Raw genomic sequence first — 23,415 nt, forward strand, 5'->3', positions numbered from 1 at the left:
CCGTTCTTCGGAGATTTTGAGATGTCATCCCCTTCCGTGTTCCACCCGGGGCAGCAGCCGGCCCCCCAGCCGGCGCCGGCGTCGACCCGCCGGTCGACGAAGTCCACGCTGCTGGATCCCGCCATCCTGGGCCCGGCGGTCAAGGCCAGCTTCACCAAGCTGAACCCCGCCACCCTGGTGCGTAACCCCGTCATGTTCCTGGTGGCGGCGGTGGCCCTGCTGACCACCGTGCTGCTGGCCCGCGACCTGGCCACCGGCGCCCAGGGCACCGGCTTCTCCTTCCAGATCGTGCTGTGGCTGTGGTTCACGGTGCTGTTCGCCAACTTCGCCGAAGCCGTGGCCGAGGGCCGGGGCAAAGCCCAGGCCGACAGCCTGCGCAAGACCCGCACCGAGACGGTGGCCAAGCGCCTGACCGGCCCCATGGTCGCCAGGGGGGCGGCCGTCACCAGCTTTCAGACGGTGGGGGCCGCCGACCTGAAGGTGGGTGACCACGTGGTGGTCGACGCCGGCGACATCATCCCCAGCGATGGTGAGATCGTCGACGGCATCGCCACCGTGGACGAGTCCGCCATCACCGGTGAATCGGCACCCGTGATCCGCGAAAGCGGCGGCGACCGCTCGGCCGTCACCGGCGGCACCCGCGTGCTGTCGGACCGCATCATCGTCCGCATCACGGCGGCGCAAGGCTCCACCTTCCTTGACCGCATGATCGCGCTGGTCGAGGGGGCGGAGCGGCAGAAGACCCCCAACGAGATCGCGCTCAACATCCTGCTGGTGGGCATGAGCCTGATCTTCATCCTGGCGGTCGTCACCATCCCGGGCTTCGCGGCCTACGCCGGCGGCACGGTGTCGGTGGTGGTGCTGGTGGCGCTGTTCGTCACCCTGATCCCCACCACCATCGGCGCCCTGCTGTCCGCCATCGGCATCGCCGGCATGGACCGCCTGGTGCGCTTCAACGTCCTGGCCATGTCCGGCCGCGCGGTGGAGGCGGCGGGCGACGTCGATACCCTGCTGCTGGACAAGACCGGCACCATCACCCTGGGCAACCGCCACGCCGCCGAGTTCATCCCTGTCTCGGGCGTGACCGACAAGGAACTGGCGGAGGCCGCGCAGCTGTCGTCGCTGAGCGACGAGACGCCAGAGGGCCGCTCCATCGTCGTGCTGGCCAAGGAGAAGTATGGCCTGCGCGGCAAGGACATGGGCCACCTGAACGCCCGCTTCGTCCCCTTCGCGGCGCAGACCCGCATGAGCGGTGTCGATCTGATTGGGGTGAATGGGGACGGCGGCATCCAGATCCGCAAGGGCGCGGTTGACGCCGTGCTGCGCCACGTGACGGCCCTGCGGGGCAGCCAGCCGGTGCGCCATCCGGAGCTGGAGGCCATCACCGAGCGCATCGCCAAGGCCGGCGGCACGCCGCTGGCCGTAGTGCGCAACGACCGGGTGCTGGGCGTCATCCACCTGAAGGACATCGTCAAGGGCGGCATCCGCGACCGCTTCGCCGAACTGCGCCGCATGGGCATCCGCACGGTGATGATCACGGGCGACAACCCGCTGACCGCCGCCGCCATCGCGGCCGAGGCGGGCGTGGACGACTTCCTGGCCCAGGCCACGCCGGAGGACAAGCTGGCCCTGATCCGCAAGGAACAGGCCGAGGGCCGCCTGGTCGCCATGTGCGGCGACGGCACCAACGACGCCCCGGCCCTGGCCCAGGCGGACGTGGGCGTGGCCATGAACACCGGCACCCAGGCCGCCCGCGAGGCCGGCAACATGGTGGACCTGGACAGCGACCCGACGAAGCTGATCGAGATCGTCGGCATCGGCAAGCAGCTGCTGATGACCCGCGGCGCGTTGACGACCTTCTCCATCGCCAATGACGTGGCCAAGTACTTCGCCATCATCCCGGCGATGTTCGCGGGCCTGTACCCGGCGCTGAACGCCCTGAACATCATGCACCTGGCCACACCGCAGTCGGCCATCCTGTCGGCCATCATCTTCAACGCCCTGGTCATCATCGCGCTGATCCCGCTGGCCCTGAAGGGCGTGCGGTACCGCGCCCTGCCGGCTGCCAGCCTGCTGTCGCGCAACATGCTGGTCTATGGCCTGGGCGGCATCATCATCCCCTTCATCGGCATCAAGGCCATCGACATGGTCGTGACCGCCGTCGGCCTGGCCTAAAGGAGGCCCGAGAGCCATGCTCAAGCAAATCCGTCCGGCCATCTCGCTGGCCGTCTTCTTCACCGTCGTCTGCGGCCTGATCTATCCCCTGGGCATGACCGGAATCGCCCGCGTCCTGTTCCCGCACCAGGCCAACGGCAGCCTGATCACCGCCAAGGACGGCACGGTCGTCGGGTCCACCCTGATCGGGCAGAACTTCACGTCGGAGAAGTACTTCTGGGGCCGCCCGTCGGTGACCACCGACACCGACCCCAACGACAGCACCAAGACCGTCGCCGCCCCCTACAACGCCGCCAACTCCATGGGTTCCAACCTGGGTCCTACCTCCAAGGCGCTGGTCGATCGCATCGCCGGTGACGCGGAGAAGTATGGCGCCACCAAGGACCACCCTGTGCCGGTGGACCTGGTGACCGCGTCGGCCAGCGGCCTGGACCCCGACATCTCGCCCGCCGGCGCCTATTACCAGGTGGCGCGCGTGGCGAAGGCGAGGGGCATGACCGAGGCCGCCGTGCGCGGCCTGGTGGACGCCCATGTCGAGGGCCGCCTGCTGGGCCTGATCGGGGAGCCGCACGTGAACGTCCTGGCGCTGAACCGCGCCCTGGACGCGGCGCACCCATCAGGTAACTGATTGTCTTAAAGGGAAAAGCTCGCCGCTTCGGATCCGTTGGCGCTATTGTCGGCCAACGTTCCGGGGCGGCGGCTTTTGCCGTTTGCGCTTGGGCCTTCGAAAGACCACCCGTGACCAACGCCGACTACACCAACCGCCCGTCGCCGGACGCCCTGCTGAGCCAGGCCATGCAGGAGCGCCGAGGCAAGCTGCGCATCTACCTGGGTGCCGCCCCGGGCGTGGGCAAGACCTACCAGATGCTGGAAACGGCGCGGCAGCTGAAGGCGGAGGGCGTGGACGTGGTGGTGGGCGTGGTGGAGACCCACGGCCGACGCGAGACCGAGGCCATGGTGGCCGGGCTGGAGGTCGTGCCCCGCCGGGTGCTGGAGTACAAGGGCCGCACCCTGGAGGAGATGGACATCGACGCCCTGCTGCGCCGCCGTCCCCGCCTGGCCCTGGTGGATGAACTGGCCCACACCAACGCGGCGGGTAGCCGCCACGCCAAGCGCTATTCCGATGTGGAGGAGTTGCTGACCGCCGGCATCGACGTGCTGACCACGCTGAACATCCAGCATGTGGAAAGCCTGAACGACGTGGTGGCGCAGATCACCCGCATCCGTGTGCGCGAGACGGTGCCCGACAGCGTGCTGGAGATGGCGGACGAGATCGAGGTCATCGACCTGCCGCCGCAGGACCTGATCAAGCGCCTGAACGAGGGCAAGGTCTATATCCGCGAGCAGGCGCAGCGGGCGCTGAAGCATTATTTCTCCCCCGGCAACCTGACGGCCCTGCGCGAACTGGCGCTGCGGCGCACGGCGCAGCGGGTGGACGACCAGATGCTGTCCTATATGCAGCGCCATGCCATCCAGGGCCCTTGGGCGGCGGGTGACCGCGTGCTGGTCTGCGTGTCCGAGGACAGGACCGCCGGCGGCCTGGTGCGCTACGCCAAGCGCCTGGCCGACCGGCTGAAGACCCGCTTCACCGCCCTTTACGTGGAGACCGCGCGCACCCAGCGCCTGACGGAGGCGGCGCGCGACCGCATCGCCGACACCCTGCGCCTGGCGGAGCAGCTGGGGGGCGAGGCCATCACCGTACCCGGCCGCACCATCGCCGCCGACGTGCTGGGCTACGCCCGCGCCAACAACTTCACCCACATCATCATCGGCAAGTCCGAACGGCCGCGCTGGTTCGAGATCGTGCACGGCTCGGTGGTGCATGAGCTGGTGCGCAAGGCCGGCACCATCTCCGTCCACGTCATCGCCGGCGACGCGGTGGAGGCGGACGAGATCCCGCCCAAGATGGTGCGCACCCGGCCGGAGTCCAGCGGCCTGGCGTGGCAGCCCTATGGCGTGGCGACGCTGATGGTGGGCCTGGCCACCGTGGTGGGCAGCCTGCTGGGCAACACCATGGACGTGCGCAACCTCTCGCTCGTCTACATCGCCGCCGTCCTGGCCAGCGCCATCCTGCACGGTTACGGCCCCTCGCTGTTCGCCTCCTGCCTCAGCGTGCTGGCCTACAACTTCTTCTTCCTGCCGCCGCTGTACACCTTCACCATCCGCGATCCCTCCAACGTGGTGGCGCTGGTGTTCTTCACCATCGTCGCCGTCTTCACCAGCCGCCTGACGGCGCGGGTGCGGGAACAGGCGACCATCGCCGCCAACCGCGCCCGCATCACCGCGCAGATGTTCTCCTTCGCGCGCAAGCTGGCCGGCATCGGCGAGATGGAGGATTTGCTGTGGGCCACCACCCACCAGGTGGCGCTGCTGCTGAAGGTGCGCGTCGTGCTGCTGATGCCCGACGACCACGGCGCGCTGGAGGTGCGGGCGGGCTACCCGCCGGAGGACCAGGTGGGGGAGATGGATCTGGCCGCCGCGCGCTGGGCCTATGACAACGCCAAGCCGGCGGGGCGCGGCGCCCCCACGCTACCGGGTACCCAGCGCCTGTTCCTGCCCGTGCGCACGGAACGCGGCGTGGTGGCGGTGGTGGGGGTGGACACCGACGATCCCGGCCCCATCCTGACGCCGGACCAGCGCCGCCTGCTGGACGCCATCATGGACCAGGCGGCCGTGGCCATCGAGCGCGTGAAGCTGGTGCAGGACATCGACAAGGCCCGGCTGGAGGGAGAGACGGAACGCTTACGCTCCGCCATGCTGACCTCGCTGTCGCACGATTTGCGCACGCCGCTGGCCGCCATCATCGGCACCGCCACCACCCTGAAGAGCGAGGGGGAAGGGCTGGAGCCCGCCACCCGCGCGCAGCTGACCGGCGACTTGCTGGTGGAAGCGGAGCGCATGGGACGCTTCGTGCGCAACCTGCTGGACATGACGCGGCTGGAGGCCGGGCTGGACATCCGCCGCGAGCCGACGGACCTGGTGGACGTGGTGCACACCGCCACCCAGCGGGCCAAGCCCATCCTGGCCGGCCGGCCGCTGGACCTGGACCTGGCGGCCGACCTGCCGCTGGTGCGCACCGACTACCTGCTGCTGGAACAGGTGCTGTTCAACCTGCTGGACAACGCCGCCAAGTATTCCGGGCCCGAGGGCAGGGTGGGCGTGAGCGCGGCGCGCCGGCACAACCATGTCGTCATCCGCGTGATGGATGAGGGCGTGGGCATCCCGCCCGACAGCCTGGAGCGCATCTTCGACAAGTTCTACCGGGTGGAGGCGCGGGACCACCGCCAGGCCGGCACCGGCCTGGGCCTGGCCATCTGCCGCGGCTTCATGACGGCCCTGGGCGGCACCATCAAGGCCGCCAACCGCACGGACAAGACCGGCGCCGTGTTCGAATTGACGCTGCCCACCGATGACGCGCTTGATGCCTGGATGTTGGAATAGGGTCGAGATCATGAGCAAACCCCATCGCATCCTGGTGATCGAGGACGAGGTGGCCATCCGCCGCCTGCTGCGCGCCGTGCTGGCCCCCCAAGGCTGGACCTTGGTGGAGGCGGCGACGGCGCAGGAGGGGCTGGTGCAGGCGCGCCTGCCGGGCGTGGACCTCATCCTGCTGGATCTGGGACTGCCCGACGGCGACGGCCTGGATCTGGTGGGCAAGCTGAAGGCCGAGCGCCCCACGCCCATCATCATCCTGTCCAGCCGCGACCAGGAGGAGGACAAGGTGGCGGCACTGGACCTGGGCGCCGACGACTATGTCACCAAGCCTTTCGGCACGGCGGAGCTGATGGCCCGCATCCGCGCGGCCCTGCGCCATGCCGTGCAGCAGCAGGGCGGCCGGTCGGTGGTGACCGCCGGCGGGCTGGCCATCGACCTCATCAACCGGCAGGTCACACGGGGCGAGGAAAAGCTGCACCTGTCGCCCACGGAGTTCGACCTGCTGCGCTTCCTGGCGGCGCACGCCGGCAAGATCCTGACCCACCGGCAAATCCTCAAGGAAGTCTGGGGGCCCGCCAAGGAAGACGAGGTGCAGTACTTGCGGGTCTATATCCGCATGCTGCGCCAGAAGATTGAAAGCGACCCCAACGCGCCGGGAATCATTCAGACGGAACCCGGCATCGGCTACCGCCTGGTCATTAGCGACGAATCCCTTTGATTCGATAGGGATCTTAAGGAAACGAATCATGGACGGGCATCCATACCCTGCGGGCAGGCGCGTTATGCTGTCGCAGTTGGGGCTTCCCAAAGCCCCCGAGATCGCTTATTTGACGGCCATCGGTCACCAGTACGGTTGTTTTCATGCTCCGCTCCAGCGTGGCGTCCCGATGGGCCTTCGCCGCTCCCAAGGTCGCTGACGTCATGGCGTCGATCGCATCCGATCCGTCATCGGCTCCCACTAGCGGCCCCACCGGCGCCGGTTCCTCCTTGGCGCCGTCCTCCGTCGGGCTGGGCGTCACGGCGGCCTCCAAGGACGCCGTCCTGAAGGAAATCGCCCTGCGCATCGCCGCCGCCGGCGCGCTGGATGTCGGTGCCGTCCTGGACGATCTGCGCGCCCGTGAGGCGCTGGGCTCCACCGGCGTGGGCGCCGGCATCGCCATCCCCCACGCCCGCTTCAGCAGCATCAGCCGCCCCATCGGCGCCTTCGTCCGCTTGGCCAAGCCGGTGGAGTTCGAGGCCATCGACGGTGCGCCCGTGGATCTGGTCTTCGGCCTGCTCACCCCCGTCCATTGCGGCAACGCCCATCTGCAAGCCCTGGCCCGCATCAGCCGCGCCCTGCGCACCCCCGGTCTGGCCGCCACCCTGCGCGCCGCGCCGGATGCTCTGTCCCTGCACGCCCTGGTCGCCCCCATCCTGGATGCCGGGGCCGCCTGCTGAGGTCACCGTTTTTTCGGTCACCGTTTTTTTTCGGGACACATGCGGCCGCTGAATTGAGCCGCATCAAGGACGCGCTCCGGCCTTGAGCCCATGATGGCCCCATCCCAACCGGAGGATGCCGTCATGACCGCGCCCGCCCCGACCTTAGAGATTTTCAAGCCCACCGCCGTTCGCCAGATCATGACGCCGGGCGTCCTGACCGTTCGCCCGGACACGCCCCTGGTCGACGCCTTGCGCCTGATGGTGCGCAATCGCATCAGCGGCCTGCCCGTAGTGGAGGATGACGTCGCCGCCGATGGTGGCGGCTGCCGCGTCGTCGGCGTCCTGACCGAGGGCGACCTGATGCGCCGGGCCGAAACGGGGACCGAGGTCCACGACCGCTGGTGGCAGCGCATGTTCACCACCCCGGGCGACCAGGCGGACCAGTACAGCAAGATGCACGGCCGCCGGGTGGCGGAGGTGATGACCCGCGACGTCCTGACCGTGGAAGTGGACGACGACATCGCCACCGCCGTCGCCCTGATGGATGGCCGCAAGGTGAAGCGGCTGCCGGTGCTGGCCCACGGCCACCTGGCCGGTGTCATCAGCCGCGCCGACGTGGTGCGGGCCCTGCTGCACACCTTCGACCTGGCCACCCCTCCGGGGGAGGAGCCGCCGCTGCTGGACGCCGAAATCCGCTACCGTCTGCTGATGGAATTGGCCGACAAGCGCTGGTGGGCCGACAGCCGAGTGGACGTGGTGGTGGAAAACGGCGTCGTCACCCTGACCGGCGCCGTCTATGACGCCCGGGTGGCCCAGGCCTTCCGCGTGGTGGCGGAGAACGGTCCCGGCGTGCGGGAGGTGCGCGACCATCTGGTGGTGGCCGAAGGCCTGCCCGGCTGGGCCGGCGTCGACAACGCCTTCGTGGCTTGAGGCATCTTTCGCCGGGCGGTTCGGCAGATTTTGACCGGCGGCACCCGCCCTTTCCGGTGTCGCCGGCGGACGACGTTCCTGGAATCAAGGGTTTGGATCTGGCTTAAAAGTTGCATGTTTGTTGTCCGTCACCCATCGATAGATTTGTGGGAGGGGAGCGATGAACATGATGCCTGTCATCAATCGCGGGGTCGCCACCGGTGTCAACCACCTTGGGTCGCCCGGCGATGACACCGCCGCCAGGCAGTCGGCGCTGACCCAGATTTTCGAGGTCGGCGATACCGACAAGGATGGCGTCCTCAGTGCCAAGGAAATTGAGGCCGCCGTCGCGTCCGGACAGGGCGGCAAGGCCGATGCCGACGCGCTGTTTGGAAAGCTGAGCGCGGATGGCACGAAAACGGTCGATAAGCAGCGCTTCATGTCCAGCTTCCCGGGTGGCAGCCTGACCGGCCCCACCCTGCACCTCCTGGCACAGACCAAGGACATGACAGACCATGGCTATGTCGAGACCCGGCACCTGGTGTCCTTGGTCAATCCGCGAACGGGGGAGGAGGACGGCGGCGAATATCCCTGGATCCCGCCAGAGAAGACTGACCCCGGCGGGCCCGTCGCCCGCGCCAGCCTGGACATGATGTACGGCGCCTTCGGGCAGGTCGTGAACGACGCCGGCAAGGACATGCTGAAGCAGATGCGGGATAACCAGGCCTTCCTGCCGTGACCCGTGCGGTAGGGGCGTCGTATGGGGGCGTCATGCGGGGCGTCGTGCCGGTTCGCCCCCATCATTCCGTGCCCTGTTGACATTAACCTGATTACTCAGACAAATGGGCGTGGATGTTAGCGCTATCACAGGCGCGGTCCACCCGGCCTGCCGCATGGCGGGCTGGGCGGCCGTGGCTGACCGGTGGCGCCAGAATAAACAAGGGCCCGTTGTGATACGGGAGGCGGGCCCAGGGAGTCAGAGTGATGCCACGAAGCTGCGGCCGCGTCCTGGCGCTGACGGCGCTGCTCGCCGTCCTGTCCACCGGCGCGGTGGCGGAACAACTGTCCCTGGTATCCGGCTGGCGCGTCCACCGCGGCGAGGCGGCGGGCGCCGAGGCCGTGGCCTTCGATGACAAGGACTGGCGGCTGGTCACCGTTCCCCACGACGCTTCCATTGATGATCGTGCCGATGGCACGCCGCCTTTCGACGCGCAGGCGGTCGCCGGGCAGGACTCCGGTTACCTGCCGGGGGGCCAGGCCTGGTACCGCCGGCACCTGGTGCTGGACGCGGCGCGGGCGACCCGCGTCATCCGCCTGAATTTCGAAGCCGTCTACATGGATGCCGACATCTGGCTGAATGGCCAGCCGGTGGCGCGGCATCGCTATGGCTACACCGCCTTCAGCCTCGATCTGACGGGCAAGGTGCGCCCCGGCGACAATGTCATTGCCGTGCGGGTCAACCATCCCGATCCGTCGTCGCGCTGGTATGCCGGCACCGGCCTGATCCGCCCGGTCAGCCTGGACATCCTGGACCCCGTCCACCTTGACCCGGTGGGCACGGCCATCACCACGCCGGTGGCGACGGCGGAGCGGGGGCAGGTGGCGGTGCGGTCGGCGGTGGTGAACCGGTCGGCGCACGCGGCGACGGTCGAACTGCAGTCCCAGGTGGTGGCGGCCGACGGCGCCGTGGTGGCCCAGGCGCGGCAGGTACGGCCGGTGCCGGCCAACGGCCACGCGGATCTGGACCAGCCGCTCCTGGTGGACCGGCCGGCGCTATGGTCCCCCGACGCGCCCAATCTCTACACCCTGGTGCAGCAGGTGCGCGTGGGCGGCGCGCTGAAGGATGAGCGGCGTACCCGCTTCGGCATCCGCACCATCACCGTCGATGCGCGCCAGGGTCTGCGCATCAACGGTCAAAAGGTGGTGCTGAAGGGCGGCAACATCCACCACGACAATTACATGGTCGGGGCCGCCGGCCTGCCCGACGCGGACGCGCGTAAGGTCGCGCTGATGAAGGCCGCCGGCTACAACGCCATCCGCAGCGCCCACAACCCCGCCAGCCAGGCGACGCTGGACGCCGCCGACGCGCTGGGCTTGCTGGTCATCGACGAGGCGTTCGACGCCTGGGACAAGCCCAAGCGCGCCCAGGACTACGCCCGCTTCTTCGCGCAGGATTGGGCGGCCGACCTCGACAGCCTGGTGGTCAGCGGCCGCAACCATCCCAGCGTGCTGTTCTGGAGCATCGGCAACGAGATACCGGAGCAAGGCACGCCGGAGGGGGCGGAGACGGGCCGGCGGCTGGCGGAGCGTGTGCGCCGCCTGGACCCTAGCCGACCCGTGACCCAGGCGGTCAGCATCGACGGGCCGGACAACGCCCGCCAGTTCGCCGTACTGGACGTGGCGGGCTACAACTACCGCGCCCACCTGTTCGGCCCGGACCATGTCCAGTTCCCCGACCGGGTCATGCTGACCACCGAGTCCACGCCCAAGGATGCGTTCCAATATTGGCGGCCGGTGGAAACCATGCCCTGGGTGATCGGCGATTTCGTCTGGACGGCGGTCGACTACATCGGCGAGGCCGGTATCGGCTGGATGGGCTACAGCCAGGATTGGCAGAAACTGGCGCCTTATCCCTGGACCCTGGCCTATTGCGGCGAGATTGACGCCACGGGCCGTAAGCGGCCGGCGGCCTATTACCGCGAGGTGCTGTGGAAGACGGGCAACGACCCCATTTCCGCCTTCGTACGCCAGCCGCCGGGGACGGAGGATTTGCCCGACCGGCATTACTTCCCCATCCAGCAGCCGCACCTGGACTGGTCGCTGGATGATGTCCACCCCAGCTGGACCTGGCCGGGGCAGGAGGGCAAGCCGCTGGAGGTGGTGGTCTACTCCGAATTCCCGGAGGTGGAGCTGTTCCTGAACGACCGCAGCCTGGGCCGTCATCCGGTGGGCGTGGACAGCGAATACAAGACCACCTTCCAGGTTCCCTACGCGCCCGGCCGCCTGGTCGCCGTGGGCTATCGCGACGGCCAGCCGGCGGGGCGGTGGGAACTGCGCACCGCTGGCGCGCCCGTCCAGGCGCGGCTGTCGCTGGACCGGCCGACGGTGCGGGCCAATGGCGAGGATTTGGCCTATCTGACGGTGGAGTTGGCCGATGCCGATGGGACGCCCGTCTATGCGCGGGACGCCGATCGCCAGGTGACCGTGCATGTTGCGGGGGCTGGCGCGCTGGCCGGCATGGGCAACGGCGACCCGCGGGATGCCGGCAGCTTCCAGTCCGGCCAGCGTCGTACCTTCCACGGGCGGGTGGTCGCCGCCGTGCGGGCCGGCACCCAGGCCGGTGCCATCACCGTGGATGTCGCCCTTCCCGGCCTGCCGCCGCAACGCGTCACGTTGAACGCCGTCGCCCCCTGAGGCGGCGGGAACAGGGGTGCTCATGCGCATTCGACGCTTCCTGGCATTGTCCTTGTTCTGTGGCGGCATCCTGGCCGGCGCGGAGGCCGCCGCCGATGTGACCTTGCCGCCGCCGCCCTTCGGCCTGTCCGACGTGCGCGTCGGGCCCGTGGCCGACCAGCGCGTGACATGGTGGCGGCAGGCCCGCCTGGGCATGTTCATCCACTTCGGCGTCTATTCGGTCCTGGGTCATGGCGAATGGGCCATGTTCAGTGAGCACATCCCCAGGAACGACTATGCGAAGCTCGCGGATGACTTTCATCCCGATCCCGCGGCTCCCGCCGAGTGGGCGAAGGTCGCGCGGCAGTCGGGCATGAAGTACATGGTACTGACGGCTCGCCACCACGATGGCTTCTCTTTATTCGCCTCGCGAGCGAATGATTTCAACGTCGCCAGCCACAACAACGGGCAGGACGTCGTCAAAAGCTACACGGATGCGGCCCGCCGTGAAGGGTTGCGTGTCGGACTATATTATTCGCCGTTGGATTGGCGCTTCCCGGGGTACTTCATGCCGGATCTCTATCTGGATTCGGCGGAGGCCATGCGCGACCAGTATCACCGCGAGGTTGAGCAACTGGCGACGGACTACGGCAAGATAGATCTGCTTTGGTATGATGGCGGCGGCGAGCAGTGGCTGGGCTTTGGCGGGCTGGAGTTCGACGGGGCCAAATGGGCCTCACGCGACCGGGGCAAGCCCTATACGGGTCGATTTTCCTGGCGGGACGCGGAGGTCGATCAGCGTTTGCACCAACTGCAGCCGGACATTCTGGTCAACGACCGCACATCGGTTCCCGGCGATTGGCGGACCCGTGAAAACCCCGCCAACCTGGGGGGCTTCGACGATGTTCAGCCCTGGGAGCTGTGCATAACCCTGGCCGGCAGCTGGGGATACCAGCCAGGGGCGAAGCCGCGGCCGCTGGATGACCTGGTTCGCTTGCTGGTCCAGACCGCGACCCGCGACGGCAACCTTCTGGTGAATGTCGGCCCGGCGCCGGATGGGCACATCCCCCCGGACCAGATCGCGCGCCTGGGGGAACTGGGCGCGTGGCTGCAAAAATATGGCCGGGCCATATACGGGACGCGGGGCGGGCCCTTCCTGCCGACGGCGACCATGGGGTCCACCCGCGTGGCCAGCACCGTGTTCCTGCATCTGCTGGGCGGGGAGGGCGACCGCCTTCCCGCGATCGTCACGGTTCCACAGTTCCCCGGCGGGCCCACGCTGTTGCGGGCGCGGCTGGTCGGGACGGGTGACAGCTTGACGGTGCACAAGGGGAAGGGCGGCACGGACATCGGCATTCCCCCGGGGGCGTTGCGGAATGGCGTCGCCATTGTCGAGCTGTCCTATGACGGCCCGGTCATGGGGCTGGCGCCCCGGCCCCTGTGACCCCCGCGTCGCCGATGAACAAACAACGACAGGGATGACCATGCGCTCACCATTGAAGGATTTCATGTCCAGGCGTTTCCTGCCGGCGGTCGGCATGGCCCTGGCGCTCACGTCGGCGGCCCGGGCCGATACCGTGGTGCAGAAGCTGGACGATACCGGCGCGCTGGCCTTGCGCACCGAGCGCGGTGTCCTCACCCTTGAGCCCTGGCAGGACGGCATCATCCACGTCCGGTTCGGGACGCCGGGCTATCGCGGCAACTACAATCCGGCCGTCATCGCCCAACCCGGCACTGTCGCCTTCCAGGTGGAGGAGACGCCCGACGCCTATGTGCTGACCACCGCGCGGCTGCATGTCCGCGTCGCCAAGCGGACGGCGGCCGTGACCTTCCTGGACGCCAAGGACCATGTGATCCTGGAGGAAGGGGACCGTGACGCCGGGGTGGGGGCCACCCAATGGTTCAAGACCGCGACGCCGGTTTATGGACTAGGGCAGCACCAGAACGGGCTGCTGGACTATAGCGGCCACACTATCCACCTGCAGCAGGCCAACACCGACGTGGGCATCCCCATGCTGGTGTCGCCCACGGGCTTCGGCCTGCTGTGGAACAACGCCTCCGTCACCGATGTCGACATCGCCACCGGCAAGGCGCCGCTGGGCATCCGCTCCGAGGCGGGGCCGGGCATCGACTATCATTTCATCCTGGGCCCCAAGCTGGACGATGTGGTCGCGGGTTATCGCGCGCTCACCGGGGATGTGCCCCTGATGGCCCGCTGGACCTGGGGCATGTGGCAGTCCAAGGAGCACTACAGCACCCAGGATGAACTGGTCGCCATTCCGCGCCGGTATCGGGACATGGGCGTGCCCATCGATGCCGTGGTGCAGGATTGGCAGTATTGGGCGGCCGGCCAGTGGGGCAGCCATCGGTTCGAGGCGTCGCGCTATCCCGACCCCAAGTCCATGGTCGGGGCGATCCATGACATGCACGTCCACACCATCATCTCGGTGTGGCCGCGCTTCGATTTGGGCACCGCCAATCTCGCGGAACTGGACCAGGCGGGCGCGGCCTTCCCGGACGCTTTCAACAATGTCTATCCGACCGGCGTCGGCCGCTGGTACGACGCCTGGAATCCCAAGGGCCGGGAGATCTACTGGTCGCAGGTCATGCGGAACCTGGGCGTCCTCGGCTTCGACGGCTGGTGGCTGGACGGGGATGAGGCCGAGCTGGGCGGCCAGACCGGCGAGATGCGGGAGCAGCTGACCGCCGCCGGCCCCGGCATCGTCGTCAACAACAGCTTCCCCCTGCTGCACACCGGCGGCGTCCATGACGGCATGCGGCGGGACCAGCCGGACAAGCGGGTGTTCATCCTGTCCCGCTCCGCCTACGCCGGACAGCAGCGCAACGGTGTCATCACCTGGTCGGGGGACACTCACGCCAGTTGGGAGACGCTGGCCAAGCAGATCCCGGCCGCGCTCAATTTCTCGCTGAGCGGCGAGCCCTACTGGTCGGCGGACATCGGCGGGTTCTTCAGCCCCGACCCGGCGAAGGACAAGGCCTATGCCGAGCTGTTCGTGCGCTGGCACCAGTTCGGCGTCTTCAACCCCATGTTCCGCATCCACGGCGCGGGGCAGGGCAAGGAGATCTGGAACTTCGACCCGGCGATTCAGAAAATCCTCATCGACGACGTCACGCTGCGCTATCGCCTGCTGCCCTACATCTATTCCCTGTCCTGGGATGTGCTGAGCCATCGCGGGACGATGATGCGGGCGCTGGCCTTCGACTTCCCCGACGATGCCGACGCCCTGCGCGTCACCGACCAGTACATGTTCGGCAAGGCGTTCCTCGTGTCACCCGTGCTGCAGGCGGGGGCCGTGACGCGCAGCGTCTACCTGCCGGGCGGCGGCCGGTGGTTCGACTTCTGGACGGGGGCGTCGCAGCCGGGCGGGCAGCGGGTGGAGGCGAAGGCGGACCTGGCGACGCTGCCGCTGTTCGTGCGCGCGGGCAGCATCGTGCCGCTGGGCCCCGTCAAAGCCTATGCCGACGCCCCCAGTGACGAACCGCTGGAACTGCGCGTCTACCCCGGCCGCGACGCCGCGTATGAGTTGTATGACGATGAGGGCGACGGCTATGCCTACCAGGCGGGCAAGCGCGCGGTCATTCCCATGGCTTGGTCGGACAAGCAGCGCCGGCTGACCATCCAGGCGCGGGATGGCACTTTCCCAGGCATGCCCCCGTCCATCAGCTTCCGCGTCGTCTGCGGTGCCACGCCGGGGGCGGAGGACGCCAAGACTATCGTTTACACGGGCACTGCCGTCACCGTTCCGATGCCGCGCTGTCGGTGATGGCGCTGGGGATGGCGGAAGGCTGCACGCTCCAGAACGCTGCTGCCCCCGCCGGCAATGAGGCCAGCACACGGTCGAAGTCATCCAGGTAGACGTGGCGGCGCAGGGCCTCCGCCACGTCGCGGATCGCGGTATCGGGCGCGAAGTTGTGATCGCGGCGCAGGGCCTGCACCTCGCGCGTCATGGTGGCGCGGTCGGTGAAGGGTACTGGTGGCTCATCGATCGGCCAGTCGGTAACGAAGATGGCGCGCAGCAGCGGCGGCAGCACGCCGGCGAAGCGGATGGCGTCGGCGGGGCCAAGCCGGCGGCGGAAGGTCTGCAACACCCCCTGCACCATGGTGTAGGTCTGGTTGCGGGTGGCTAGGCCGGCGAGGTCGCGGGCATCGGCCAGGAAGCGCTCGAAATCCTGGGACGCGTGCTGCAGTTCCATGGGGATCGGCATGGGGGCCGCCTCTTTCCCGCGCCGGTATCATTGACATTGTAAGGAAGGGCCGCCCGGCGGAGACGGCCCTTCTCTTCATGGGGGGGCCGCTCAGGCGGCCAGCAAGCCCTCGGCCTTCAGCGCCGCCTGCACCTTGGGGCGCTGGCCTACGCGGGTGAGGAAGGCGGCGACCTTGGGATGGGCGGCGAGGTCGATGCCGACCTGGGCCGCCCAGGTCAGCACCACATAGGCATAGGCGTCGGCCACGGTGAAGGTCTCGCCGGTCAGATAGCTGCGGCCGTCGGCCAGCGTCCGCTCCAGGTGGGCGAAGCGGCGGTCCAGGTTCTGCTTGGCCATCGCCTTGACCTCATCCGGCGTGGCGGGGTTGAACAGCGGGCTGAAGCCCTTGTGCAACTCCGTGGCGATGAAGTTCAGCCACTCCTGCACCTTGTAACGCATTACGCTGCCGGCGGCGGGGATCAGGCCGCTGGCGGGGGCCTGGTCGGCCAGGTACTGCACGATCACGGCACCCTCGGTCAGCAGGCTGCCGTCGTCCAGGATCAGCGCCGGGACGGAGCCCTTGGGGTTGGTTTCCAGGAAGTTGGCACCCGTCTCGGTCACCTTGGTCTTCAGGTCCACCGCCTCGATGCCGATGTCGAGGCCGGCCTCCAGCGCCACGATGTGCGGGGAGAGCGAGCAGGCGCCGGCCTTGTAGTAGAGCTTCATGGAATTTCCTCTGCCATTTCTGGGCCCTGGGTCCAGGGCCGCCCTTGGACGTGTGACACGGGGGTCCATTCCTAAGGGCGGCGTTGCCGGATGCCAAGCGGCGAAATGGCCGCGCTCACCGCCCCTTTACTGTCCCGGATCGCCCGCCACCAGCGCGGCGATGACCTGGGCCAGGGAAGTTTCACCCTTCAGCGCGTGGGCGCCGGCGTCGCGGAACTCGATCCATCCCTCGTTGAAGCCGTCCAGCATGCGCATGCGGGGACCGGGGTGCCGCATGCCTTGGGCGCGGAACTGCGCCTCCCAGGTCGCGCGCGGCACGGCCAGGGCGGTCACCGGACGGTCCAGCGCCTGGGTGAAGGCCTGGGCCAGGGCGTTGGGGGAAACCCGGGTGGGCCCCTCCAGATCCACCACGCGCAGGCCGGCCCACGTCTCCTGCAGCAGGCGGGCGGCGGTGCGGCCCACATCCCGGGTGGCGACCATGGGGAAGGGATGGTCCAGCGGCTGCAGGTGGCTGTGCAACACGCCGGTTTCGCGCGCGGCGGCCACGTCCCAGGCGGCGTTTTCCATGAACCAGCCGGGGCGCAGGAAGGTGATGGGCAGGCCCAAGGCCGCCAGGCGCCGCTCACTCAACGTGTGCTGGGTCAGCAGGTTGTCGTGCGGGGCGTCGGCGCCGATGGTGGACAGGCTGACCACCCGCTGCGGCTGGGCCGCCGCCAGCGCCGTCGCCACCGCCTCGATGATGGCCTGGGTGGCGGGGTAGCCTGGCTCTGGGTCGAAGTTGGGCGGCAGCAGGACGAAGACGGCGGTGGCGCCCTGGAAAGCCCGGGTCAGGGCGGCGGCATCCTCCATAGCCGCCTGCGCGACCTCGCAGCCCTTGGCCGCCCAGGCTGCGCCCTTGGCGGCGTCGCGCACGACGGCGCGGACCGGCTGGCGCGCCGCCAGCAGCGCCTCGGCCACCGCGCCGCCGACCTTACCCGTGATGCCGGTGATGACGTACATGATCCTTCTCCTCAATCAAAAGTCGGCCGTGTGCGGCCGTCCCCCATTTTTAGGCGGGGGATGATTTTGAATCAGGCGCATCGTTGTCAGCGGAAGAATGATCTATAGTCACTGTGGTTTGAAAGGAGGGACGCGATGGGCTTCGACGCGCGTCTATTGACCGGAATCGGCGTGCTGGCCGCCGTGGTGGAGGCGGGAAACTTCGTGCGCGCGGGTGAGGTGCTGGGCCTGACGCCATCGGGCGTCAGCCGTGCCGTCGCCCGGCTGGAGGCGCGGGTGGGGGTGCGCCTGTTCGACCGCAGCCCCCGGGCCGTGACCCTGACGGAGGAGGGGCGGCGCTTCCACGCCCAGGTGACACCCCTGCTGGCGGGGTTGGAGGAGGCGGCGCTGGACGCGGCCGGGGCGGCGGCCACGGTGGACGGGCGCCTGCGCGTCTCTGTCGATCCCTGGTTCGCCCGCATGGTGCTGGCGCCCCGCCTGCCGGATTTCACGGCACGCTATCCGGGGCTGGTCCTGGACATGACGGTCAGCAATCACCGGGAGGAGATGATGGCCGGCGTGGACGTGGCGGTGCGTTTCGGCCCGCCGGACGTGGCCTCCCTGATCGCGCGCAAGCTGCTGGAGACGCGGGTGCTGACCTGCGCCGCGCCGGACTATGTGGCGCGCCGGGGAACGCCGGCGGCGCCCCAGGACCTGGAAGGGCATGAGGGTGTGCTGTTCCGCAACCCGCAGACGGGCCTGCCCTTCGGGTGGGAATTCCATCGCGGTGCGGAGCGGGTGACGGTGACGGTGGCCGGCCGGGTGGTGATGGACGACCCGTCCGTGGCCGTCGCGGCCTGCGTCGCGGGGCAGGGGGTGTTTCAGAGCTTCGAGCTGGGCCTGGGCCCCTGGCTGGCGTCCGGCCAGCTGGTGCAGGTGCTGCCCGACTGGGCGGAGGAGCGCTATCCCCTCTACGCTTACCATCCCAGCCGCCACCTGCCGCCGGCCAAGGTGCGGGCCTTCCTGGATTTCGTGCAGGAGGTGGCGGCGGGCGCCTGACGCCCCGCCGCCCCGCATATCCTTTCCGTGCTCCTTACGGTGTCGCCACGTGCCAGGCGCCGTTCGCCAGGCCGTCGCCGGTGATGTCACCCGGCTTCCCGTCCTTCACGAAGGTGTAGAGCGGCTTGCCCTTGTAGGCCCACTGCTTGGACCCGTCGTCGCGGGTGATGACGGTCCAGTCGCCCTTGGCCCCGGCGTCGGCGGCGGCCGGCAGGGCCGGCCAGTTCTTGGCGCACGCGGCGATGCAGTTGGACTGTCCGCTCATGTCGTGGTCGAAGGTGTAGAGGGTCATGCCCTTGGCATCCACCAGGGTCTTGCCCTTGGCGGTTTCCGCTATGGTGGCACCCGCTGGACCTTGCGCGAAGGCGGGCGCCGCAAGGGCGATGCCGGCGGTCAGCAGGGTGGCGGCGATGATCTGTTTCAGCATCCTGGATTCCTCCCGTGGTCGAGCCATTGGTCGTTATGGGACCGCTCGGTTGACGCGCCCGGCCGAGGCCTTATTCCGTCGGCCGCCGAATTTTTACGCGTGCCGAACAGATGTGCATGCATGACGGTCTGCCATGCCCGGGCGGCACTTGTCAGGGGCCCGGCTTTGCCCAGATTCTCGAACGGCAGGTAGCGATTCTCTAGCGTCTTCCTTGGCCACCTGCGGCCCCCGGATGAAAGGCACTGTGACGACGATGCTCGTCGCCCTCATCATATCGTGCGCCCTGTTCATGGAGAACCTGGACGCTACCGTTCTCGCCACGGCCCTGCCGGCGATGGGGGAGAGCCTGGGCGTCAGTCCCATCCATCTCAGCCTGGCCATCACCGCCTACATCCTCAGCCTGGCGGTCTTCATCCCCATCAGCGGCTGGGTGGCCGACCGCTTCGGTTCCAGCCGCGTCTTCCGCGCCGCCATCGTGCTGTTCACCCTGGGCTCCATCGCCTGCGGGCTCAGCCAGTCACTGCCGCAATTGGCCCTGGCCCGCCTGCTGCAGGGCGTGGGCGGCGCCATGATGGTGCCGGTGGGCCGCCTGGTGCTGCTGCGCACGGTGCCCAAGGACCAGCTGGTCCGGGCCATGAACTACCTGACGACGCCGGCCATGGTGGGGCCGCTGATCGGCCCGCCCATCGGCGGCCTGCTGACCACCTACCTGTCCTGGCGCTGGATCTTCTTCATCAATATCCCCATTGGCCTGCTGGGTCTCTACCTCTCCTGGCGGTACATCGCCGATCATCGGGAGGAGTCGGTGGCCAAGCTGGACGGCTGGGGCTTCGTGAATTCCGGCGTGGCCCTGGCGGCCCTGATGGCCGGGTTCGAGTCCATCGGCCGCGACGGCGTCGACTGGCGCGTGGCGCCGTCGCTGCTGGCCTTCGGCGTGCTGGTGGGCATTGTCGCCGTGCGCCATTCGCGCCGCCATCCCCACCCGCTGGTGGACCTGGACCTGCTCAAGACCGCCACCTTCCGCATCAGCGTCGTGGGTGGCTCCCTGTTCCGCATCTGCATGGGCGCCATCCCCTTCCTGCTGCCGCTGATGCTGCAGGTGGGCTTCGGCATGACGGCCTTTGTCTCCGGCCTGCTGACCTTCGCCACCGCCGCCGGCGCGTTGGTCATGAAGATGACGGCCGGCCCCATCCTGCGCCGCTATGGCTTCCGCCAGGCGCTGGTGATCAACAGCGTGCTGTCCGCCCTGCTGACCGGCGCCATCGGCCTGTTCCGGCCGGACACGCCGGTGCCGCTGATCCTGCTGGTGTTGCTGGTGGGTGGCTTCTTCCGGTCCCTGCAGTTCACCGGGCTGAACACCCTGGCCTTCGCCGACGTGCCGGCGGCCCGCATGAGTGCTGCCACCAGCCTGTCGTCCATGGTGCAGCAGGTGTCGCTGGGCATGGGCGTCGCCACCGGCGCCCTGCTGCTGCACACCACGTTGGCGCTGCACGGCGGTGCCCAGCTGGTGCCGCACGACTTCATGGTGGCCTTCCTGGCCGTGATGGTTATCGGCCTGGCCTCGTTCCTCTTTTTCATCCGGCTGGATCCGGATGCCGGCGCCGAGGTGAGCGGCCACCATAGCCACCCGCTACGGCCGGCAACGGAGCATGCCGCCGGGGATGATTGAGACTTTGGAGGGCTCACGCCCCCTGTTCCGATCACCCCCGGTACCTATGCTCCGGCAGGCCAGGGACATCGACGCGGAAGCTGAAGATCCCGCCGGATTGGGGGTGTCGGGCCAATTCGGCCTCGTCCAGCTTCTGGCGGGCGGTGGTGACGTAGGCGGTCTTCAGGTCGGGGCCGCCGAAGGCGATCATGGTGCAGAGACGGGCGGGGATGGCCACCTCTTCCAGGATTTCGCCTTGGGGCGACAGGCGGGCCACCCGGCCGCCGTCGTACAGCGCCGTCCAGTAGCAGCCTTCCGCATCCACCGAGGCGCCGTCCGGCCGGCCCAGGCCGTGCGGGAACTGGTGGAAGACGCGCTGGTTGGCGATGCGGCCCGATGCCAGATCGAAGTCGTAGGCGTAGATGACGTGGTTGGGCGTGTCCGACAGGTAGAAGGTGCGGTCGTCGGGCGAAAAGGCGATGCCGTTGCTGGTGAGGAAGCCCGTGGCGACATCCGTCACCTGGCCGTCCGCGTCCAGGCGGTAAAGCGTGCCGTTCCGATGCTGCTTGGTGCCGTCCAGGGTACCGGACCAGAACCGCCCCAGCCGGTCGCAACGGCCGTCGTTGAAGCGGTTGTCGGGCCGCGCCTCTTCCACCTGGGCCCCCAGGGGCACGGGGTCGGCGCTGAAATCCGCCAGCAGCGCGAATCCGTCCTTCATGCCCAGGGCGAAGCCGCGGGCGCCATGGCGGACGAGGCAAGCGGCCGGCTGGGCGAAGCCGCGCTGCACGTCCTGGCCGGTGGCGGGATCGAAGCGGTGCAGCGTCTTGGCGGGGATGTCCACCCAATACAGCACGCCTTCGCCGGCATCCCCCCCGTTCGGATCCCAACGCGGGCATTCTCCCAACTGGGCCTGGGCGTTCAGAACGCAGCTGACTTCACGCATCGTCCGTCCTTGTAAACCGAAACTTTCAATCAGCGGGCACCATACCGGCAGCGGGCTGGCCAAGGCCAGCGCGTCAACGCGAGGGGGCGGATTGGACAGAATGACCGGCGGCGTTTTCAGGACTCCCCGCCGCCGGGCAAAAGGATTAAGGGTAAGCCCAGCAAAGAATGACAACCCCATCCCGGCGCCGCACGCCGGGTTTCAGTCCGGGCCTGACCATGACCGCTTCCCCTTCGCCGCGCCGCGCCGCGCTGGCCTTCGTTTTCGTGACGGCGCTGCTGGACGTTCTGGCCCTGGGCATCGTCATTCCGGTCCTGCCCGACCTGGTGAAGGGCTTCGTCGGCGGCGACAACGCCCGGGCGGCGCATATGGTGGGCCTGTTCGGCACCCTGTTCGCCGCCATGCAGTTCCTGTTCTCCCCCGTCATCGGCGCGCTGTCCGACCGGTTCGGCCGGCGGCCCATCCTGCTGGTCTCCTGCTTCGGCCTGGGGGCCGATTATCTGCTGATGGCCATGGCGCCCAGCCTGGGCTGGCTGGTGGTGGGGCGCATCCTTTCCGGCATCACCGCCGCCAGCTTCACCACCGCCTCGGCCTACATCGCCGATGTGACCCCGGCGGAAAAGCGCGCGGGCGCCTTCGGCATGCTGGGGGCGGCTTTCGGCCTGGGCTTCATCGTCGGCCCGGCGGCGGGCGGCCTGTTGGGTGGGATCGAGCCGCGGCTGCCGTTCTGGGTGGCCGGGGGCCTCAGCCTTCTGAACGCCTGCTACGGCCTGTTCGTCCTGCCGGAATCGCTGCCGACCGACCGGCGCGGCGCCTTCTCCTGGCGGCGGGCCAATCCGCTGGGCGCCTTCGCCCTGTTGCGCGGCGCGCCCGGCCTGCTGGGCCTGGGCGGGATTGTCTGGCTCTACTACCTGGCGCATGAGGTGCTGAACAACACCTTCGTCATCTACGTCAACGACCGTTACGGCTGGGGGCCGGAGACGGTGGGCCTGACCCTGGCGGTGGTGGGCGTGTGCAGCACGGTGGTGCAGGGCGGTCTTGTCGGGCGCGTGGTCAAGCGCCTGGGCGCCCGGCGCACCATGATGGTGGGCCTGGTGGCCGGCGCCGCCGGCTTCACGATCTTCGGCGCCTCGCCCGTGGGCGGGGGCCTCCTCTGCGGCATTCCCCTGGTGGCGCTGTGGGGCATGGTCGGCCCCTCTGCCCAGAGCATGATGTCGGCCCAGGTGTCGGCGACGGAGCAGGGGCTGCTGCAGGGCACCCTGGTCAGCATCCGCGGCGTCACCGGCATGATCGGGCCCATGCTGTTCACCAGCGTGCTGGCCGACAGCGTCGGCCCCTTCGCCATGCTGCCCCAGGGATCGCCCTTCATGCTGGCGGCCGTGCTGCTGGTGGCGGCATTGGGGCTGGCCTTCGTCGTCACCCGGCCGCAGCGGGCGATGGCTTAATACTGGCCGGGGTGCTCTCGGCAATTGAATAAAAGCGACCGATCTTCTTCATAATTAAAGTGTGACCTTTCGCAAACCCTCATTTCAAAGAAATATTCGGCCCACACAAAAGAGGGATGTCACGCGGATGACGGGCGCCCGCCGGGCCGTCCCGCGGCATCTCCGAAAAAGGGTGGCGGCGCGAGTCATCCACGCCATACCGGCCGCCCCCGCGCCAACGACTTCAATCAGTCCGTACGCGGCTTCGACTTCAGCCGGGCGCTGGAGTTGATGGAGGGGTAACCGCCGCCAACGGGACAAAACCCGCGCGGGTAGGCGGAGCCGCACCATCGCGCGACTTGGTTGACCATGACGCGTGTTGAGCGCGCGGTCAGACACCCCCGCCTATTATTTACAAAGCGGTAAGCGTCTGTTAGCGCTAATCCATAAGAGGTACGCAACTGTAAGGGGACGCCATGCTGATGCGCATAGGGTTGGATGGCGCCGCCATAGCGAGGGCTGGGGCACGTCGATCCATGAGGCTCGGAATCGGCGGCTTGGTCTTGGCTTCAGTCATGTCCACAAGCGCTCTGGCTGCTTGTCCGACCTGGCACGTGTTGCAGAATGGCCAGACCGCGTCGGCGAGCGACGTGATGGACAACTACAACCATAT

General features: G+C 68.5%; 18 protein-coding genes. 13 read left to right on the forward strand and 5 right to left on the reverse strand.

The window, feature by feature from the left end:
- The first annotated feature begins 21 nt into the window (after positions 1–21).
- The 10 genes from kdpB to UAA55_RS22970 all read left to right on the forward strand — a co-directional run bounded on the left by kdpB (position 22) and on the right by UAA55_RS22970 (position 15,116).
- On the forward strand, positions 22–2,175 hold the full coding sequence (gene kdpB / locus UAA55_RS22925) for a potassium-transporting ATPase subunit KdpB (protein WP_322955638.1): 2,154 nt from the start codon (positions 22–24) through the stop codon (positions 2,173–2,175).
- Between the two features lie 16 nt (positions 2,176–2,191).
- Positions 2,192–2,803 (forward strand): potassium-transporting ATPase subunit KdpC, encoded by a 612-nt coding sequence (gene kdpC, locus UAA55_RS22930; RefSeq protein WP_322955640.1) that lies wholly within the window; start codon positions 2,192–2,194, stop codon positions 2,801–2,803.
- 110 nt (positions 2,804–2,913) lie between these two features.
- A complete protein-coding gene (locus tag UAA55_RS22935; protein ID WP_322955641.1) occupies positions 2,914–5,616 on the forward strand; it encodes a sensor histidine kinase KdpD in 2,703 nt (900 codons plus the stop codon).
- A 10-nt stretch (positions 5,617–5,626) separates the two neighbouring features.
- The gene (locus UAA55_RS22940) at positions 5,627–6,328 is read left to right on the forward strand and encodes a response regulator (RefSeq protein ID WP_004273188.1); all 702 of its coding nucleotides are present in this window, start codon (positions 5,627–5,629) and stop codon (positions 6,326–6,328) included.
- A gap of 203 nt (positions 6,329–6,531) precedes the next feature.
- On the forward strand, positions 6,532–7,047 hold the full coding sequence (locus UAA55_RS22945) for a PTS sugar transporter subunit IIA (protein WP_088872530.1): 516 nt from the start codon (positions 6,532–6,534) through the stop codon (positions 7,045–7,047).
- A gap of 123 nt (positions 7,048–7,170) precedes the next feature.
- On the forward strand, positions 7,171–7,959 hold the full coding sequence (locus UAA55_RS22950) for a CBS domain-containing protein (RefSeq protein WP_186291296.1): 789 nt from the start codon (positions 7,171–7,173) through the stop codon (positions 7,957–7,959).
- Between the two features lie 160 nt (positions 7,960–8,119).
- A complete protein-coding gene (locus tag UAA55_RS22955) occupies positions 8,120–8,677 on the forward strand; it encodes an EF-hand domain-containing protein (RefSeq protein WP_322955644.1) in 558 nt (185 codons plus the stop codon).
- A gap of 245 nt (positions 8,678–8,922) precedes the next feature.
- Positions 8,923–11,352, forward strand: a complete 2,430-nt coding sequence (locus tag UAA55_RS22960) for a glycoside hydrolase family 2 TIM barrel-domain containing protein (protein ID WP_322955646.1) — start codon at positions 8,923–8,925, stop codon at positions 11,350–11,352.
- A gap of 22 nt (positions 11,353–11,374) precedes the next feature.
- Entirely contained in the window at positions 11,375–12,775 is a 1,401-nt protein-coding gene (locus UAA55_RS22965; RefSeq protein WP_322955647.1) for an alpha-L-fucosidase, read from the forward strand.
- Positions 12,776–12,839: 64 nt separating this feature from the next.
- Complete coding sequence (locus UAA55_RS22970) at positions 12,840–15,116, forward strand: glycoside hydrolase family 31 protein (RefSeq protein WP_322955649.1); 2,277 nt, start codon at positions 12,840–12,842, stop codon at positions 15,114–15,116.
- Here the strand turns inward: UAA55_RS22970 and UAA55_RS22975 are convergent.
- The 3 genes from UAA55_RS22975 to UAA55_RS22985 all read right to left on the reverse strand — a co-directional run bounded on the left by UAA55_RS22975 (position 15,088) and on the right by UAA55_RS22985 (position 17,262).
- Positions 15,088–15,558: a DUF2267 domain-containing protein gene (locus UAA55_RS22975; protein ID WP_322955651.1), complete on the reverse strand. Its 471-nt coding sequence runs from the start codon at positions 15,556–15,558 to the stop codon at positions 15,088–15,090. The two genes, UAA55_RS22970 and UAA55_RS22975, sit on opposite strands and share 29 nt — an antisense overlap.
- 90 nt (positions 15,559–15,648) lie before the next feature.
- Positions 15,649–16,263 (reverse strand): glutathione transferase GstA, encoded by a 615-nt coding sequence (gstA, locus tag UAA55_RS22980; protein ID WP_322955653.1) that lies wholly within the window; start codon positions 16,261–16,263, stop codon positions 15,649–15,651.
- A 126-nt stretch (positions 16,264–16,389) separates the two neighbouring features.
- The gene (locus UAA55_RS22985; protein ID WP_322955654.1) at positions 16,390–17,262 is read right to left on the reverse strand and encodes an NAD(P)H-binding protein; all 873 of its coding nucleotides are present in this window, start codon (positions 17,260–17,262) and stop codon (positions 16,390–16,392) included.
- Positions 17,263–17,397: 135 nt separating this feature from the next.
- Between UAA55_RS22985 and UAA55_RS22990 the strand changes: the two genes are divergently transcribed.
- Positions 17,398–18,300, forward strand: coding sequence for a LysR family transcriptional regulator (locus UAA55_RS22990; RefSeq protein ID WP_322955655.1), 903 nt, complete (start codon positions 17,398–17,400; stop codon positions 18,298–18,300).
- A gap of 34 nt (positions 18,301–18,334) precedes the next feature.
- On the opposite strand, the gene UAA55_RS22995 is transcribed toward UAA55_RS22990, so the two are convergent.
- Entirely contained in the window at positions 18,335–18,727 is a 393-nt protein-coding gene (locus tag UAA55_RS22995) for a COG4315 family predicted lipoprotein (RefSeq protein WP_322955657.1), read from the reverse strand.
- A 253-nt stretch (positions 18,728–18,980) separates the two neighbouring features.
- Between UAA55_RS22995 and UAA55_RS23000 the strand changes: the two genes are divergently transcribed.
- Complete coding sequence (locus tag UAA55_RS23000; protein ID WP_322957746.1) at positions 18,981–20,396, forward strand: DHA2 family efflux MFS transporter permease subunit; 1,416 nt, start codon at positions 18,981–18,983, stop codon at positions 20,394–20,396.
- Between the two features lie 31 nt (positions 20,397–20,427).
- On the opposite strand, the gene UAA55_RS23005 is transcribed toward UAA55_RS23000, so the two are convergent.
- Positions 20,428–21,318 carry an SMP-30/gluconolactonase/LRE family protein gene (locus UAA55_RS23005; protein ID WP_322955659.1) on the reverse strand — a complete coding sequence of 297 codons (891 nt, stop codon included), beginning with the start codon at positions 21,316–21,318 and terminating at the stop codon, positions 20,428–20,430.
- Positions 21,319–21,536: 218 nt separating this feature from the next.
- Here UAA55_RS23005 and UAA55_RS23010 point away from each other — a divergent pair, with 218 nt between their 5' ends.
- On the forward strand, positions 21,537–22,763 hold the full coding sequence (locus tag UAA55_RS23010; RefSeq protein ID WP_322955661.1) for a TCR/Tet family MFS transporter: 1,227 nt from the start codon (positions 21,537–21,539) through the stop codon (positions 22,761–22,763).
- Positions 22,764–23,415 lie beyond the last annotated feature (652 nt).

It is taken from the genome of Nitrospirillum guanabarense (genome assembly GCF_034653355.1).
Lineage (GTDB): Bacteria > Pseudomonadota > Alphaproteobacteria > Azospirillales > Azospirillaceae > Nitrospirillum.